This is a genomic window from Winogradskyella sp. UBA3174, from assembly GCF_002364335.1.
In the GTDB taxonomy this organism is placed as follows: Bacteria; Bacteroidota; Bacteroidia; order Flavobacteriales; family Flavobacteriaceae; genus Winogradskyella.
On record NZ_DEXW01000080.1, the window covers coordinates 65,858 to 83,155 of the forward strand.

Here is a 17,298-nt window from a genome sequence, read left to right on the forward strand (position 1 = left end):
GGAAAGATAAGTACCTAAGGTTTTGTTTTTAGATTTATTTAACGGTTGTAAAAAACAACTATAGTTAACCTCTTAAAAGGTATTTAATATTTCTTATTTGCTTAATTTTAAAATCCTTATCGCTCCTTGAATAACTAAAACAAAAACAATAGTCCCAATGATTAAATCTGGCTTACTAGAACTAAACCAGTTAACCAAAAGGCCTGCAATTATAACTCCCAAATTGATAATTACATCGTTAGAAGTGAAAATCATACTTGCTTTCATGTGTGCTTGGTCTTTACTTTTAGATTTTTGTAAAATATAAAGACAAATACCATTTGCTATTAAGGCAAAAATCGAAACGATAATCATTGTTGAAAAATCTGGAAGTGTTTCTGTTCCAAAAAACCGTCTTAAGACTTCTGCAAACCCAATAATAGCAAGGGTTATCTGAAAATAACCAGCCAGCTTGGCAATACGCTTTTTTTTAATTAGTGTTCCGCCAACTGCAAACAAGCTGATTCCGTAAACAAAACTGTCGGCAAGCATATCTAAACTATCAGCAACAAGTCCCATTGATTTTGAAATCAAACCAGTGGTCATTTCGATAATAAAAAAAGCAAAATTTATAGACAATACAGACCAAAGTAATTTTTTTTGATTTGTGTTTTCTGCAAAGTCTGTTTGGTCGGTTTGTTCGGTAGATATTCTCTTTCCTCCGAGGTTTAACTCAATAATAGACGTTTCAATTTCATCAATTTTACCAGTATGAAATACGGTTAATTTTCGATTAGCAATATCAAAGTCTAAATTAGCAATGTTTGCAATTCCGTCTAACTTCATTCGGATAAGATTTTCCTCTGAAGGACAATCCATTTTGGTGATTTCGAATACTGATTTATTCATGGAGCTTTTTACTATTTAGACTAACTACTGAGCTACAACCACTTCTTACGTTTAAAATAAAAAAACAAGCCAATAACTATTATAAACATTATACCAAGTAGAATAAAATAGCCATTGTGATATTTTAGTTCTGGGATGTGCTCAAAGTTCATTCCGTAGAGACCTGCTAGGAATGTTAGTGGTATAAAAATGGATGATATTATGGTGAGGACTTTCATGACTTCGTTCATACGATTACTAATGGTCGTCATATACATATCCATTAAACTCCAAATCATTTCACGGTAAATATCTATGTTTTCTGATACTTGAATTAAATGGTCGTAAATATCTCTATAATAAGTTATTGTGCGTTTGTAAATTAATGGATGCTCGCCTTTTTCTACACGACTTATAATTTCGCGCAGTGGAAATATGGCACGACGTACTTTTAAGATTTCTCGCTTTAATTGTTGGACTTCGATATTTATATTATCTCTTGTATTTTCAGCAAAAAGGTCAGTTTCTAAATCTTCAATTTTATTACCTAAAGTCTCAATAATACTGAAGTAATTATCCACTACAGCATCAATTAAGGCATACATTAGATAGTCTGATTTTAAGCCTCTTATTCTACCATTATTAAGGCGAAGTCGTTCTCTAATTGTATCAAATACATCCCCTTCGGATTCTTGAAATGTTATTACATAGTTTTTTCCAAGAACAAAACTAACCTGTTCTATCACAATATTTTCATCTTTATCGTAATACAGCATTTTTAATGATACGAATAAATAATTGTCGTATTCATCTATTTTGGGACGTTGCGTTGTGTTGACAATATCTTCTAAAACTAGTGGATGTAAATTATATTGCTTACCAATATTTGCAATTTCATCAATGTATTTAAGTCCATCTACATTAATCCAAGTAACTGAATCTGTACCTTTATAATTAATAGCATCCTCAATATTTAATAAAACAGATTCTTCAATGGCTTCTTTGGTATAATCGAAACATTCGACATAAAAATCTTTATCTGATTTTTTACCAGTATAAATTAATGTACCAGGTACTTGTCCAATATGTTTTTTATAATTTTCAGTACGTGTCTTTTGTCTTTTCTTCATTATTTATAGAATACTGCTACCGTCCCTATCATCTAAAGCATCCTTTTTAATTAAAGTTACCGCTTTTTGAAGAATAAGATTATTTGGATAGGTGGTTAAGTTACCATTATCTTCTCTTAAAATTAATTGAAAAGCTCCTATGTCTTCAATAATAGCCTCAGTTGGGTAATCTTTATCATGGATTTTTATTTTGTCTCCAACTTTATATGGAAATGAGAAAAACATAATAACACCAGAGGTGATGTTACTTAAAATAGACCAGATTGCAAATAAACCGATACCAATTACGGCAAATACAGAAGAAAATACTAATGAAATATCGTGTGGCTTTGCACCTAGTATAAAGGCTTCAATTAAAAATGCAATGAGCACAAGTAAAACTGTGACATAGCGACCAATTAAGATGGCTCTTGCTTCTGTAGTTCCGCTTTTTTTACCAATTTTTTTTACTGTGAGAACTATTATTGCTCTTATTACAGAAAGAATAATTAGTAAAATTGCGGTGTATACAATTTCAGATTGGTAAGTTTTAATAAACTCAGACATGTTAAGTTAGTTAGTTATTTAGTTAGTTAGTGCCAAATAAATATAGTTTAGAATGCTTATACAATTTACTGTAATTTAAGTTTTTCCCTTAAGGCTTCATCGCCATTACTGTTTTTGCTCCAATATGCAGATTTTATAGACTCAAGTTTAGTTGCTTTTGTTGTAAGCGTTTTGCTATTAGAGCCATATCCTGAAACTATTGTTTCTTCCCAACCTATTATATCAAATGGGAAATTGGGGTTAAAGTTGATTTTTAAAGTTCTATTAAGATCTGTATATGTAAGTGTGTAGAGTCCATTTTTTAAATTAGCAGTAGCATTGTAAGACTTTATATCTATATGTTTTAGCCTTATGTATTCGATAGATGGAATAATAGAAATATCACCAACAGGAAGGCTCGTTGGGTCTATTCTTAGTTTGGTCCAAAGTTCGTTTTCCGTCCAAGATTTGTCAATTTTAAAAGACTGATCAGCCTCACTTTGAAAGTAGGAGTGTGATGTAATTTCAAACTGATCTCTATTGTTTAGTTGTGTGTAAGCGTGGCCACACCACTCTTGTACAGAAGCTGAAACCTTTAGAGCATGTTGATTATTTGCTACAGAGTAAAACGTACTCTGCATTATAGAATATGGATAAATACCTGTATTGAAATTTTTAGTCGCGTTTAGTTTTAAAACAGGAGTATTACTTTTAGTATAATTATCTGCTTTAACCTGAGCTTTTGGTAAAAAATCTTCTGTCACAAAAACGAGAATCGCTTTTCCGTCTCTCATTTCTCCATAACGTGCTTGTTTTAATTTGTATGAAGTAATTTCGGCTTCACCCATGTACCAGTAATCTTTAAACTCTTTTGACAGTTCTGCTTTTGGAGTTAATGTCGCTTTAGTTTCGGGTTCTGAAATTGCCAGAGTTTCTGAGCTTTCGGTTTTCTTTTCTTTGCAGGAAATTAATAATGATAGTAATCCTATACTAAAAATAAAAAAAGGTTTTGAGTTAAAAATCTTCATCATAACTTGAATATTTAAGATTCTGAAACCCAATAGCTATTGGTACAGAATGACAATAATTTGTGTTCTTAGAAAATAATAATCAAAGTTACCATCCTAATTATTTTCTGCAATGGTATTTAACGTTTCGTAAAGTAAATGTGTAGGTAAGCCAACTACGTTGTTATAAGAGCCTTCAACGCTTGTAATAGCTATAGCTCCAATCCATTCTTGTATACCATAAGCACCAGCTTTATCTAGCGGTTTGTAATTATTAACGTAATACCAAATTTCGTCATCTGTGAGTGCTTTAAAGGTTACTTTAGTGACGGTATTAACTATCTTTTGTTCAGTTTTTTGGCTAAAACAGATAGATGTTACTACTTCGTGAGTTTTATTACTTAAAGATTTTATCATTCTAAAAGCATCCTCCTCATTTTTAGGTTTTTCAACTGCTTTGCCATTTAGCCATACAATAGTATCGCTGGTTATTAAGATATCGTTGCTCTTAAGGTTTTCAATAAACGGTTTGGCTTTTAGTTTGGACAAATAATCTGTGATTTCATGGCTTTTTAAATCTTTTGAGTAAACTTCTTCAACGGGTTGTAGTCTAATTTCAAAATCTAAATCCATAGTTTTAAAAAATGCATGACGACGTGGTGATGCAGAAGCTAAAATAATATTGAAATTTTTAAGCTTTTCTTTTAGCATATTATTTGAGTAAGATAAATTTATAAAGTAGCATAGAAAGCATACCTGTTAGCATTACTAATTTTAGCATTAAACTAATATGCTTATAGTCCGATTTTTGTTCTGCACTAAATAATTTAATACTTATATAAATTAATGGTGCAACTACCAATATTAAAAAATAACTAACAACTTCTATTTGTTTAAATAGATAAGTAATCACATAATAAACAACAGCAAATATTGGAAGCAAGGAGAGTCCAAATACAATTTTATTAGTGCGTTCTCTGCCAACTATAATTGGAAGTGTTTGCAAACCTCCTTTATAATCACCATCAATATCTTCAATATCCTTAACCAATTCTCTAACTAGATTAATTAAAAATGCAAAAATGGCATAGTCTAAAATAATTTTAAAAAAAGTGTTTTGAATAATTAGGTTATTAGGTGTAATAGCAGGTAATAACTCAAAGACACCAACTAATAATATACTTAACATGACGATGAGTGATACAACGATGTTACCAATAAGGAGCAATTGTTTTAAATATGACGAATAAATATAAAGTAGTGCAGAGGCAATAATAAATATGACAAAAAAACCAGGTTTACCTATACCATTAGATAGGTAATAGCCAGAGCCAACACCAATAACATTTAAGATAATAAATAGCGTTAAAGCATTTTTCTCACTAATATATTTACTTATAATTAGTTGTTTTGGTTTATTGATTTTATCGATTTCAATATCGTAAATATCGTTAATTACATAACCACCAGCAGCTATACAAATTGTTGCTAAAACTAACAAAGCAAAACCTAAATGGCTAAGTGTGGTTACGACTCCGTGACTTTCAAAAAAGGGTAGGAGTAGTGCGTATTTAATTAAGTATTGCATTAGAGCAATCATAATTAGATTTTTCCAACGGATGAGTTTAAAAAAATATATCATTCTAAGAATTAAAACTATGTTTAATTATAATTTTTCACAATAAGAAGACTAGTCGTATTTAGCATTAAAATTACCATTCCATTTGCCTTGTACTTTAAGAACTTGTTCAATAACATCTCTTACAGCGCCTTCACCACCGTTTTTATGTGAAATATATTTAGAAACGGCTTTAATTTCCGCTACAGCATCTTGAGGACAACATGGTAAACCTACTAACTTCATAACGGGATAATCAGGAATATCATCTCCCATGTATAACACCTGAGATTTTTCAATATTGCGTTTGTTTAGATAGGTGTTAAGTTGCTCTATCTTATTATGAGCGCCTAAGTAAATATCTTTAATGCCTAAACCTGCTAAGCGTCTGCGAACACCTTCATTAGAGCCACCAGAAATAATACACATATTAAAACCAGCATCAGTAGCCGTTTTTAGGGCAAAACCATCTTTTATATTCATGGTTCTTAGCATTTCGCCATCTGTGGTTACGGTGATAGTCCCATCGGTAAGTACACCATCCACATCAAAAATAAATGTAGTGATGTCTGCTAAATATTCTTTATAACTTTTAGCGTTGTCCATGTGTTTTTTTTATTGAATTGGTTAGTAATTCATATATTTTTTTGTGCTCATCACTTTCAATTTGTTTGAGATGACGCTTAATTGTTTTTTTATCATTTCGCTTTGCTGGACCTGTTTGTGCCATATAAGGCGATATGTGTTGAACCTTTTTTGCAGTTTCTAATATTAATGGTTTTAGAATGTTGAAGTCAACATTTTCCGCATCACCTATTTCGTGTGCAATTCTGTACATCTGATTCGTAAAATTATTTACAAAAACAGCAGCTAAATGTAAGGTTTGCCTTTGCTCTGTGTATATTTTGTATGATGTACAACCAAGTGCATTAGCTAAATTTTTTAAAATTTTAAGATTTTGTTTCTCTTTAATTTCTATACAAATAGGGACATTGCTAAAATCTAATTCTGTGGCTTTAGAAAAGGTTTGCAGCGGATAAAATACTCCAAGTCTATTTTTTCTGTCCATATCGTGAATAGAAACGCTACCAGAAGTATGTACAACTAATCGATCTTTAAATGGTAAACCCTTAGATAATTGCGCGATACTATCATCGCTAACCGCTATAATGTAAATATCTGCTGGTTTTAGACTATTGAGGTCATTAGTAATCTCTACTTCATTAGTAAAAGATGCTATTGTTGTAAGCGTTCTATTGTACCATTGTACAATAGATACATCTTCTGATTCTTTAAAAGCATTATATAAATGTGAGGCAACATTACCTGCGCCAAGTAAAACAACTGATATCATAACGTAAAAATACTAAGATTTCCTATTCTGTGATAACAACTATAGCATTAAAAGAATAACTTTGATTAATATGACAAAAAGTGACATAAAAAATAGAGAAGATATATTTCTTTTAGTCTCTTCATTTTATGAAAAAGTGAGATCAGATAAAGTTTTAGGTCCTTTTTTTAATGATACTATTAAAGATTGGGACGCACATTTACAGCATTTAACCACATTTTGGGAATCGAGTTTGTTTTTAAAAACAAAATACTATGGTGATCCATTAAGAGCTCACGTTCAGGTTGATACAGTAAACAATAATGCTATTACAGAATTACATTTTGGTTTATGGTTAAATCTTTGGTTTCAAACTATTGATGAGTTATTTGAAGGCGATTATGCCGAAAACGCAAAACGCAGAGCGCGTAAGATGGGTACCTTTCTATATCTTAAAATTTTTGAGGCAAGAAATAGCTAGTCATTTATAACCTTCTTCATAAATTTGTGTTTTATATAATCAAATTAAATAAACATAATGAAACTTCTCACGGAATTTAAAGAATTTGCAGTAAAAGGTAATATGATGGATATGGCTATTGGTATTATTATAGGCGCCTCCTTTAATAAAGTCATAGATGTATTAGCAAAGCAAGTTATTTTACCACCATTATCTTTATTGTCTGATGGAGTTAATTTTGAAAATAGAAAGTTAATTCTAAGAGACCAAATCACAGATGTTTCTGGTACAATTACATCCACTGAGGTTGTTATAGCTTATGGTAAATTAATAGAGGTGTTTTTAGATTTTTTAATTATTGGTTTTACCATATTTATTGTAGTAAAATTTATGAATAAATTGCGCACCAAGGCACAAGACACAACAGACAAAACAGTTGTGACACCAAAGGATATTCAATTATTATCTGATTTAAAGGATTTAATGGAAGAACAGAATACATTATTAAAATCTAATGTTTCAAAATAAATGAAAGATTTTAGTTAAATTTTAACGCTTTTTGGGAGTTCATATATTATATCTAAATCGTCAAAAAGCCCTATCTTTGCACGAGCTAAAAATAAGCCTAGAGCTATGCAAAAGAAAATCGCTAATTTCCTATTCTCCACAAGACTTACTGCTTTCTTATTTATCTTATTTGCCGTTGCCATGGCAACCGGTACTATATTAGATAGAAATATGGAAACTTCACCCACGCCATATACAAGAACGCTCATATATAATGCTTGGTGGTTTGAGGCTATTATGGTCTTCTTTATTATCAATTTTGTGGGTAATATCTTTAGATTTAGGCTTCACAAAAAAGAAAAATGGGCTACTTTAACGATGCACTTATCTTTCATTTTAATTCTTTTTGGCGCATTTATAACTCGTTATGTTGGTTACGAAGGTATGATGTCTATAGAAGAAGGTGCTACAGAAAGTGAATTTCGTTCTCAAAAAACATATCTAACAGCTTATGTTGTTGGAGCACACAAGATAGATGGTGTTTTGCAACGCTATAATTTTCAGCGCGAAGTTGATTTCTCTCACCGACTAGATAATGATTTCGATGAAACAATTGATTATGGTGGAACAGATGTAAATTTTAACCTTAAAAAGTTTATTAAAGGTGCAGAAAAAGATATCATTCCAGATGAAAGTGGAGAGAGTTACCTTAAAATTGTTGAAGCGGCAGATGGTAGACCGCACAATCATTTTTTAAAAGACGGACAGGTTTCAAACTTACATAATGTACTTATTTCATTAAATAAACAACAAGACGGAGCCATAAATATTACCAATACAGAAGACGGTATTTTTATTAATTCGCCATACGAAGGTGAGTTTTTAACCATGGCAACAGGTACGACAGGGAAATTGGTAAAAGATAGTTTACAACCTCTAGCGTTACGTTCTAGATACATAATAAGTGGCATGCAATTGGTATTTCCTAAGCCAGTTGTAAAAGGTGTTTTTGATATTGTAAAGAGATCTGTTATTCTTAAGAATGATGAAGATGGTATTGTGCTAGATGTTACGGCTAACGGTGAAACTAAAAGTATTAAACTTTTAGGAGGAAGTGGTACTTATAATAAATTTGAAGAAGTTGAAGTTGGTGGTTTCGAAATTGCATTGCAATATGGAGCAAAACTACAGAAATTACCGTTTGAAGTTAAATTAAACGATTTTATTGCAGAGAAGTATCCAGGGACAGAAAAAGCATATTCTTCTTATGAAAGTAAGGTCACAGTCATCGATAAAGAAGATGGGGATTTTGATTATCATATTTATATGAATCATGTCTTAGATCATAAAGGTTATCGTTTCTTTCAGGCAAGTTTTCACCCGGATGAGAAAGGAACTATCTTATCAGTAAACCATGATATGTGGGGAACTTACATTACTTATGCTGGCTACATGTTATTGTATTTTGGCTTAATGGCTATTCTTATGGCAAAACATACACGTTTTGATGAGATAAGAAAACGTTTAGAAAAACTTAAGAAAAAGAAAGCGAAAATGACGACTATGATTGTCTTGTTGCTTAGTCTTTCTGGGTTTGCCCAACAACACTCACCAGGAGATGGCCATGACCATTCTGAGGACAAGTCTATAAAAGTACAATTAGACTCTGTCTTAAAAGCTAATATCGCACCAAAGGCACATGCCGATAAGTTTGCTGAGATGGTGATACAAGATTATAGTGGTAGAATGATGCCAATACATACTTATGCATCAGAAATGCTAAGGAAAATAAGCAAGAGTGATGTGTACGAAGATATGGATGCTACACAGATATTCTTATCTATACAAGAAAGTCCAATGCTTTGGTATAATATACCTGTCATTTATTTAACTCCAAGAAAAGCAGATTCTATAAGAACAATTATCGGAGTAGATAAAAGTCAAAAATATGTAAGTCTATTAGACTTTTTTACAGAAGAAGGTAGAAATAAATTAGGACCTTATATTGAAGAAGCTTTCAAAGCACAAGTACCAAACGGTTTTCAAAAAGAAGTTAAAGACACCTATGGTCGCCTAAATTTACTATCTGATGCTATTGAAGGTCGCTCTATAAAGATTTTTCCTGTACCAGATGATGAAAATAATAAATGGATTTCAACTTTTGAATATAAGCGCGAAGGCTATAAAGACATCATCAAAGATTCTTTATATGCAGGTTTTGTCAGTAAAGGGTTTAGTTATTATTTAATGACGTTAAATAATGCGAAACAATCGGGTGATTATACAAATGCAGATAGATTATTAGAGGATATTAAAAGAACACAGCAAAAATTAGGCGGTGATATTATGCTATCTGAAGAAAAAATAAAAACAGAAATCCTATACAATAAATACGACATATTTAAAAAGCTTTTTAGCTGGTATTTGATTGCTGGTTCTCTAATGTTTGTATTGTTAATTATTCAAATTTTTAAATTTAAGAGTAAAGCTATTAATACATCTGTTACTGTATTTAAATTTATAATTATCGGACTGTTTATAGTTCACACAGGTGGTTTAATTGCGCGTTGGTATCTATCTGGTCATGCACCATGGAGTGATGCTTATGAGTCTATGATTTATGTCGCTTGGGCAACAATGTTATTTGGACTGCTATTTGGACGAAAGAGTGATTTAACAATGGCGTCAACTGCTTTTGTAACATCAATGATTCTTATGATTGCACATTGGAATTGGATGGATCCTGCAATTGCAAATCTAGAACCTGTTCTACAAGGCTATTGGTTAATGATACATGTCTCGGTAATTGTTGGAAGTTATGGGCCTTTTACCTTAGGTATGATTTTAGGTGTAGTAGCATTGTTACTAATGATCTTTACCAATAAACAAAATAAAGCTCGTATGGACATTAACATTAAAGAGCTAACCATTATTAATGAGATGGCATTAACCGTTGGTCTAGTAATGTTAACCATAGGTAATTTTCTTGGTGGTATGTGGGCCAATGAAAGTTGGGGACGGTATTGGGGCTGGGATCCTAAAGAAACTTGGGCGCTGATTAGTATTATGATATACGCCTTTGTATTACACATGCGTTTAGTACCAGGATTAAGAAGTACTTGGTTGTATAGCTTTATGTCTATTATAGCCTTTGGGAGTATAGTAATGACCTATTTTGGTGTTAATTTCTATTTATCTGGTTTGCATTCTTATGCAAGTGGTGATCAAATATTAAGCTTTCAATTTATAGTTATAACCTTATCTGTTATTTCGATTTTAGGATTTTTAGCCTACCGAAAGTATAAGATATATTATAAAAAATAATCCATTTCTCTAAATTATTATAGGGATGGACTAGTATTTTTATTAACTTGAAGTTTTAAATGAATCCTTAAAATGAATTACTTCAAAAAATTAGGAACTGCAAGTCTACTAATGTTGGTATTGTGCGCGGTTATAATTATTGTCGCAGAATATTTATTTCTAACCGGAGACGAACTTCATGGTATATTTGTAGGCCTTTGGGCACCAACTTTACTAGGGGTTATGATCTACTTAAAACTTGTAGATCATGGTAGCAAATGATATAGTCTTTTGGTTTTCTGTAATTGTGATTGTTCTTGTAGTTATTTGGGCGACATTAATGATAAAAGCATATAATAAAGTATCTAAGAACGATTAAATATAACCTTTTAGAGCTTACAAGATATCCTTATCTTTGCTTAAAAGAAATATGCAATTAACATTACGCTTAGCAGCAATTTATAACCTCCTTTGGGGAGCTTGGGTTGTTCTTTTTCCTAATCATTTTTTTAATTTAGTAGGTATGGAACCGTTAAATCATCCTTTGGTTTGGCAAGGTATGGGAATGGTTATTGGTGTATATGGACTTGGTTATTGGTGGGCATCTTATAATCCCACGAAACATTGGCCAATCGTAGCTGTTGGTTTTTTAGGAAAGATATTTGGACCATTAGGTTTTGTGTTTAATTACTTAAAAGGTGATGTTCCGTTTGAGTTCATTTATACACTTTTTACAAACGATTTTATTTGGTGGATTCCTTTCTTCTTAATTTTAAAGAAAGTACATACTGATTATAAATGGAAACTATCTTGATAAAGTTTCTTCGCATACTATTAATCAGTTTTTATGCCTTTGCAGGCAGTTACCATTTTATAAACTCTGAGTTTTATTCAGACTTAATTCCAGCGTATTTACCGTATCATAGTTTAATTAATTATGCTAGTGGTTTTTTTGAGATTTTATTAGCTATTGGAGTTGCGATACCAAAAACTAGACTACTAGCCATAAAAGGAATTATTGTATTACTTATTTTGTTTATTCCATCACATGTATATTTTATTCAGGTTGGCTCTTGCGTAGAAAGTGCTTTTTGTGTTGCACCTTGGATTGCATGGGTGCGTTTGTTATTCCTTCATCCTTTGCTCATCTTTTGGGCTTGGGTGGTTAGAAAAGTAAATTAATATGTCATTAGATTTAGCACGCTTATTAATAGATTTTGGCTTTGTTATCCTTATTTGGGCAGTACAATTGGTTATATATCCAAGCTTTGGGTACTATTCTGAAGACAATTTATTTAAATGGCATAAAAGTTATACGGCTAGAGTCACAATTATTGTTTTGCCTTTAATGTTTAGTCAGCTTATTTTAGGTGGTATTCGGCTGTGGCAAATTCAAAATTGGTACACTATTATAAGTATCACAATTATTATGCTACTATGGCTTCAAACATTTCTAATTTTTGTGCCACTGCATCAAAGTATAGATAATAATACACCTGTCGAAAATGTTTGCAATAAATTGGTGAATAAGAATTGGACAAGAACCTTACTTTGGACATTACTTTTTGTTATTTCATTGTTACATTACTTCTTAATTCCTTAATTTTAAGCAACTAAATTATTATTAAAATGTCTAAAGAAAAATTGGGTTTAAATACCATTTGCACACATATAGGGGAAGTTAAAGATGAACAATTTAAAGGTGCAGTTTCGCCAATGTATTTAAGTTCATCTTACGAGTTTTTAGATGTAGATGTAAAACGTTATCCACGTTATTTTAACACACCAAATCAAGAGTTTTTATCAAAGAAAATAGCTGCTTTAGAGCATACAGAAGCAGCAATGATTTTTGGTTCTGGTATGGCAGCAATTAGTACTATGTTTTTGGCATTTTTAAAACAAGGAGATCATTTGGTTGTTCAGAATACTCTATATGGTGGAACCGTCAACTTTATTAAAGAAGAATTTCCTAAATACGGTATCGAATATACATTCACTAGTGGTTATACTATTGAAGCCTTTGAAGCAGCAATTCAACCAAATACAAAGTTAATTCATATTGAAACTCCTTCAAATCCTTTAATGACTATTACAGATATAAAAGCTGTTGCTCTTCTAGGAAAATCAAAGTCTATTTATACGTCTATAGATAATACATTTGCATCGCCTGTGAATCAAAACCCAATAGATATGGGAATTGATATGGTAATGCATTCAGCAACCAAGTATTTTGGTGGTCATAGTGATATCTGTGCAGGAGCAGTAGCAAGTTCTGAAGAACATATTTTACGTATTTGGAATGTTGGCAAAAACCTAGGAGGAAGCTTAAGCGATATGACAGTTTGGATGCTAGAACGGAGCATGAAGACTTTAGGACTTCGTGTTAAAGCCCAAACTAAAAATGCAATGAAATTAGCAAAGTGGTTAAACAAACACCCTAAGATTTCTAAAGTAAATTATCCAGGTTTAAAATCACACCCAGAATATAAATTAGCAAAATCACAGATGAAAGGTTTTGGAGCAATGTTATCTTTTGAATTATCTGAAGATTTAGAATCTTATAAATTCCAAAAAGAATTAAACTTAATTAAATCTTCAATGAGTTTAGCAGGAGTAGAGAGCACTATGCTTTCACCACATTTAACCTCTCATGCTTTGTTAACTCAGCAAGAACGTAATGCCATTGGGATTAGTGATCAACTCATTCGTTTTTCTGTTGGTATTGAGGATATTAAAGATTTAAAGCGCGATATTGATAAAGCAATTAACGCTATTTCAAAATAGAATTGAAAATAATAAAGACAAAAAATGAAACTAGATATATTAGCTATTGGAGCGCATCCGGATGATGTAGAATTAGGTTGTGGTGCTACTTTAGCCAAAGAAGTTGCCAACGGTAAAAAAGTAGGTGTAATTGATTTAACACGTGGAGAATTAGGCACAAGAGGTACAGCAGAAACCCGTGATGAAGAAGCCTTTAATGCGGCTAAAATATTAGGTGTGCACTCTAGAGTTAATATGAGATTTGCAGACGGTTTTTTTATAAACGATAAAGCACATCAAATAGAAATCATAAAAATGATTCGGTATTACAGACCAGAAATAGTGATATGTAATGCTATTGATGATAGACATATAGATCATGGTAAAGGAAGTCAATTAGTTAGTGATGCCTGTTTTTTAAGTGGTTTGCTTAAAATTGAAACTGTACATAAAGATGAGAAATCAAATCAAGAGCCATGGAGACCAAAAGCAGTATACCATTATATACAGTGGAAAGATATTGAACCAGATTTAGCTGTAGATGTTTCTGGTTATATGGATCAAAAGATGGATTCAGTATTAGCTTATAAAACCCAGTTTTTTGATTCAAACAGTGATGAGCCAGAAACACCAATTTCTAGTAAGAATTTTACAGATAGTATAATATACAGAGCAAGAAACTTAGGACGTCTAATCGGAACTGAATATGCGGAAGGTTACACCGTTGAGCGTTATCCCGCTGTAGAATCATTATTCGACTTAAAATAGACCAACAAAAAAGCCTTTCATTTCTGAAAGGCTTACTAATTTAGGGTGGAAGACCGGTCTCGAACCGGCGACCTTCGGTACCACAAACCGACGCTCTAACCAACTGAGCTACAACCACCGTTTTAATTAGGAGTGCAAATGTAGATTATTTCCTATTTTCTACAAAGACTTTTTGAACTAATTTTAAAAAATAAAAGCCTTTCAAAATCAATTGAAATGCTTTTATTTTTTAGATAATAGGATACTTATTTTGTTGCTTTATCTACAACAATTCTATCTGCTCTGTTAGCAACTTCCCATGCTGTATGAAAGACAAGACGTGTTCTATTCTCTAATAAGTCATATTCTATTTTATCTGCTGTATCACTTGCTTTATGATAATCTGCATGTGTACCATTAAAGTAAAAAATTACAGGAATGTTATTTTTGGCAAAGTTATAATGATCCGATCTGTAATAAAAACGATTTGGATCGTTCTCATCATTATAAGTATAGTCTAACTCAATATTTGTATACTTAGAATTAACTTCTTCTGAAATCTTGTGTAAGTCTGTACTTAATTTATCACTTCCAATAAGGTATATGTAGTTTCTGTCCCCTTCTTTACGCTCAGGATCTGTCCTACCAATCATATCAATATTAAGATCAGCTACCGTATTAGCAAGTGGAAAAATAGGATCGTTGTCTGTGTAATGTTTAGACCCTAAAAGTCCTTTCTCTTCACCTGTAACATGTAAAAACAAAACAGAACGTTTTGGCCCATGACCAGCTTTTTCAGCAATTTTAAATGCTTCAGCAATTTCTAATATTGCGATTGTACCAGAGCCATCATCATCAGCACCATTGTATACTTCACCATCTTTAATACCTTCGTGGTCTAAATGTGCAGAAATCACAATAATTTCATCTGGTTTTTCAGATCCCTTTATATATGCGACTACATTTTTAGAAATAATAGATTCTGATTTATTTTCAATAGCTACATCTAGTTTTGAATTTAGAACTTTAGTAGTATCGTCTTCTAAAATTGAACCATGTAATGCTTTTCCTAAATTTTCATTAATCATTAGCATCATCATTCCTTCTTCATTACTTTTTAGCGATAAACGGCCAGAAGCACCAGATTCAGCTTGTCTCTTAAAGAAAGGTGAATACCTTGAAAACAGCGTGTTATCCATTAAAATAAAGCCTTTAGCACCTTTGTCTTTTGCAGCATCTCTTTTGCTAGATAAAGATTGACGTCCGTTCGTCCATTTAGTATCTTCAGGCTTACCAGTAGTGATATAATTCCCAGTTTCGTCTTTTGGTTCTCCAGCTTTTGCTAAAACGACTTTTCCTTTAACATCTACATCGCTATAGTCAGAGTAATTATCTGCATCTATGCCATAACCAACATATACAATATCGTTTACAGACATATCTATAGTATTAGAAATAGCAAGTACAATATGATCTTCAAAACTATTAAAAGATTTACCATTTACAGAGAGCTGTGCCTGAGCAGTTTTTTGTTTTTCTAAAGGGACTTCTTGAAAATAATTGTCGCCGCCCAATGGAGTAGGGATGGCTAATAATTTATATTGCTCTTTTAAATATTCTATAGCCATTTTCTCTCCTTTTTCACCAGTTTCACGACCTTCAAATTCATCAGAAGCGAATTTATATAGCATTTCTTTTAACTCTTCAGAAGTTATTGACGCAGCATAATCGGCAGGATTTACTGTTTCAATTTGTTTTGTTGAAGATGTATTACTTTTTGAAGATGTGCCGCAACTTAAAATTAATCCGGAAACAAAAAAAGTTAATAGTAGTTTTTTCATTTAATTTAATGTTAGATAGTTCTATTAGAATATAGAAGTTAAAGTTAGTTATAGCCTGATAGCTAATGTATAAAATTACGAAATAAAAAAAGGGAATAAGTTGGGTGTAAATTTCTTTTAACAAAGTTTAACACTAGATGATTTCAGGATTTAAACGCTGTGGCGAATTTGCTAAATACCAAGCCGTTGCAAATACAAGTTTTGTGCGTTTCGCTAAAAGCGGATAGTTAATCTTATCTGCTGTATCTGTAGGTTTTGTGTAGTCTTCGTGTTCTCCGTTAAAGAAGAAAATTACTGGTATGCCTTTTGACGCAAAATTATAATGATCAGATCTATAATAATAGCGGTTAACATCCTTTTCTTTGTTAAACGTATAGTCTAATTCTAGGTTGGTAAATTCTGTATTTGCTTTTTGTGCAATAAAATGTAATTCGCTACTCAACCTGTCAGCACCAATAAGGTAAATATAGTTTTCGTTATTTTTATGCTTATCATCTACACGACCAATCATGTCTATATTTAATGTAGAAACTGTATTTTCTAAAGGAAAAATAGGATTATCAGTGTAGTAACGAGAACCGTGTAAACCAACTTCTTCTGCAGTAACGTGCAAAAACACAATACTGCGTTTAGGACCATGACCACCTTTAACTGCCTTACTAAAAGCTTCTGCCATCTCTAATACGGCAGCAGTACCAGAACCATTATCATCAGCACCATTGTAAATTTCCCCATCAATTACACCCTCATGGTCAGAATGCGCAGTAATGTAAATATATTCGTTAGGAAATTCGGATCCTTCAATGTAAGCTATAATGTTTTGGGAATCATTTAAATCATCTGGCAGTACCTCTTTAGGTACTTTTTGGTAATAATTTGGGTGCGTGTTAGGAGCTTTTATGTTTTGAGAAGCATAATATTTTCTAATATAGTTGCATACTTCATTGTGTCCCTTTTCACCAGTCATTCTACCATTATACTTATCTGAAGAGACTTCTTCTACGTGATACTTTAACTCTTCTATTTCAATAGTAGATAGGTATTGCTCAATAACCACTTTATCGTTAAATTGAATACTATCTTTAAGGTTATCAATCTTTTCGCTGTGTCTGAACGTAGAACACGACCCAACGAGAATAAGAACAGAAGCAACTAAGATCTTCATTTAAAATATAAATTTCTTCAAAAATAAGGTAA

The 17,298-nt window shown here is 31.9% G+C and carries 19 protein-coding genes and 1 tRNA gene; 9 read left to right on the top strand and 11 right to left on the bottom strand.

The annotated features are described in order from the left end of the window. Positions 1 to 93: 93 nt before the first annotated feature. The 8 genes from B2U95_RS15390 to B2U95_RS15425 all read right to left on the bottom strand — a co-directional run bounded on the left by B2U95_RS15390 (position 94) and on the right by B2U95_RS15425 (position 6,501). Positions 94 to 888 carry a cation transporter gene (locus tag B2U95_RS15390; RefSeq protein ID WP_296317715.1) on the bottom strand — a complete coding sequence of 265 codons (795 nt, stop codon included), beginning with the start codon at positions 886 to 888 and terminating at the stop codon, positions 94 to 96. Between the two features lie 32 nt (positions 889 to 920). Continuing rightward, positions 921 to 1,997, bottom strand: coding sequence for a magnesium/cobalt transporter CorA (gene corA / locus B2U95_RS15395; protein ID WP_296317716.1), 1,077 nt, complete (start codon positions 1,995 to 1,997; stop codon positions 921 to 923). Between the two features lie 3 nt (positions 1,998 to 2,000). Then, entirely contained in the window at positions 2,001 to 2,543 is a 543-nt protein-coding gene (locus tag B2U95_RS15400) for a mechanosensitive ion channel domain-containing protein (protein ID WP_296317717.1), read from the bottom strand. A 65-nt stretch (positions 2,544 to 2,608) separates the two neighbouring features. Then, positions 2,609 to 3,553 carry a septum formation inhibitor Maf gene (locus B2U95_RS15405; RefSeq protein ID WP_296317718.1) on the bottom strand — a complete coding sequence of 315 codons (945 nt, stop codon included), beginning with the start codon at positions 3,551 to 3,553 and terminating at the stop codon, positions 2,609 to 2,611. A 93-nt stretch (positions 3,554 to 3,646) separates the two neighbouring features. Continuing rightward, the gene (locus B2U95_RS15410; protein ID WP_296317719.1) at positions 3,647 to 4,240 is read right to left on the bottom strand and encodes a Maf-like protein; all 594 of its coding nucleotides are present in this window, start codon (positions 4,238 to 4,240) and stop codon (positions 3,647 to 3,649) included. 1 nt (position 4,241) lies between these two features. Next, positions 4,242 to 5,171, bottom strand: a complete 930-nt coding sequence (locus tag B2U95_RS15415) for a geranylgeranylglycerol-phosphate geranylgeranyltransferase (RefSeq protein WP_296317721.1) — start codon at positions 5,169 to 5,171, stop codon at positions 4,242 to 4,244. A 48-nt stretch (positions 5,172 to 5,219) separates the two neighbouring features. After that, entirely contained in the window at positions 5,220 to 5,753 is a 534-nt protein-coding gene (locus B2U95_RS15420; protein ID WP_296317722.1) for a KdsC family phosphatase, read from the bottom strand. Further along, positions 5,740 to 6,501 carry a Rossmann-like and DUF2520 domain-containing protein gene (locus B2U95_RS15425; RefSeq protein WP_296317724.1) on the bottom strand — a complete coding sequence of 254 codons (762 nt, stop codon included), beginning with the start codon at positions 6,499 to 6,501 and terminating at the stop codon, positions 5,740 to 5,742. Before B2U95_RS15425 ends, B2U95_RS15420 begins: the two co-directional genes overlap by 14 nt. A 70-nt stretch (positions 6,502 to 6,571) precedes the next feature. Between B2U95_RS15425 and B2U95_RS15430 the strand changes: the two genes are divergently transcribed. From B2U95_RS15430 to bshB1, 9 genes are all read left to right on the top strand, one after another. Further along, positions 6,572 to 6,961, top strand: a complete 390-nt coding sequence (locus B2U95_RS15430) for a group III truncated hemoglobin (RefSeq protein ID WP_296317726.1) — start codon at positions 6,572 to 6,574, stop codon at positions 6,959 to 6,961. Between the two features lie 57 nt (positions 6,962 to 7,018). Next, positions 7,019 to 7,468 (top strand): large conductance mechanosensitive channel protein MscL, encoded by a 450-nt coding sequence (mscL, locus tag B2U95_RS15435; protein WP_296317728.1) that lies wholly within the window; start codon positions 7,019 to 7,021, stop codon positions 7,466 to 7,468. 105 nt (positions 7,469 to 7,573) lie between these two features. After that, positions 7,574 to 10,771 carry a cytochrome c biogenesis protein CcsA gene (gene ccsA, locus B2U95_RS15440; protein ID WP_296317729.1) on the top strand — a complete coding sequence of 1,066 codons (3,198 nt, stop codon included), beginning with the start codon at positions 7,574 to 7,576 and terminating at the stop codon, positions 10,769 to 10,771. Positions 10,772 to 10,843: 72 nt separating this feature from the next. Beyond that, positions 10,844 to 11,032, top strand: coding sequence for a hypothetical protein (locus B2U95_RS15445; protein ID WP_296317730.1), 189 nt, complete (start codon positions 10,844 to 10,846; stop codon positions 11,030 to 11,032). A 148-nt stretch (positions 11,033 to 11,180) separates the two neighbouring features. Next, positions 11,181 to 11,564, top strand: coding sequence for an alkyl hydroperoxide reductase (locus B2U95_RS15450; RefSeq protein ID WP_296317732.1), 384 nt, complete (start codon positions 11,181 to 11,183; stop codon positions 11,562 to 11,564). Then, on the top strand, positions 11,549 to 11,932 hold the full coding sequence (locus tag B2U95_RS15455; RefSeq protein ID WP_296317734.1) for a DoxX family protein: 384 nt from the start codon (positions 11,549 to 11,551) through the stop codon (positions 11,930 to 11,932). Before B2U95_RS15450 ends, B2U95_RS15455 begins: the two co-directional genes overlap by 16 nt. A gap of 1 nt (position 11,933) precedes the next feature. Then, positions 11,934 to 12,353, top strand: coding sequence for a hypothetical protein (locus tag B2U95_RS15460; RefSeq protein ID WP_296317736.1), 420 nt, complete (start codon positions 11,934 to 11,936; stop codon positions 12,351 to 12,353). 26 nt (positions 12,354 to 12,379) lie between these two features. Beyond that, entirely contained in the window at positions 12,380 to 13,534 is a 1,155-nt protein-coding gene (locus B2U95_RS15465; protein WP_296317738.1) for a trans-sulfuration enzyme family protein, read from the top strand. 24 nt (positions 13,535 to 13,558) lie between these two features. Further along, positions 13,559 to 14,281 carry a bacillithiol biosynthesis deacetylase BshB1 gene (bshB1, locus tag B2U95_RS15470; protein ID WP_296317739.1) on the top strand — a complete coding sequence of 241 codons (723 nt, stop codon included), beginning with the start codon at positions 13,559 to 13,561 and terminating at the stop codon, positions 14,279 to 14,281. Positions 14,282 to 14,324: 43 nt separating this feature from the next. On the opposite strand, the gene B2U95_RS15475 is transcribed toward bshB1, so the two are convergent. From B2U95_RS15475 to B2U95_RS15485, 3 genes are all read right to left on the bottom strand, one after another. Next, positions 14,325 to 14,400 (bottom strand) — tRNA-His (locus B2U95_RS15475). Between the two features lie 126 nt (positions 14,401 to 14,526). Next, positions 14,527 to 16,101 (bottom strand): M28 family peptidase, encoded by a 1,575-nt coding sequence (locus B2U95_RS15480; protein WP_296317741.1) that lies wholly within the window; start codon positions 16,099 to 16,101, stop codon positions 14,527 to 14,529. Between the two features lie 133 nt (positions 16,102 to 16,234). Beyond that, positions 16,235 to 17,266, bottom strand: a complete 1,032-nt coding sequence (locus tag B2U95_RS15485; protein ID WP_296317743.1) for a M28 family metallopeptidase — start codon at positions 17,264 to 17,266, stop codon at positions 16,235 to 16,237. Positions 17,267 to 17,298 lie beyond the last annotated feature (32 nt).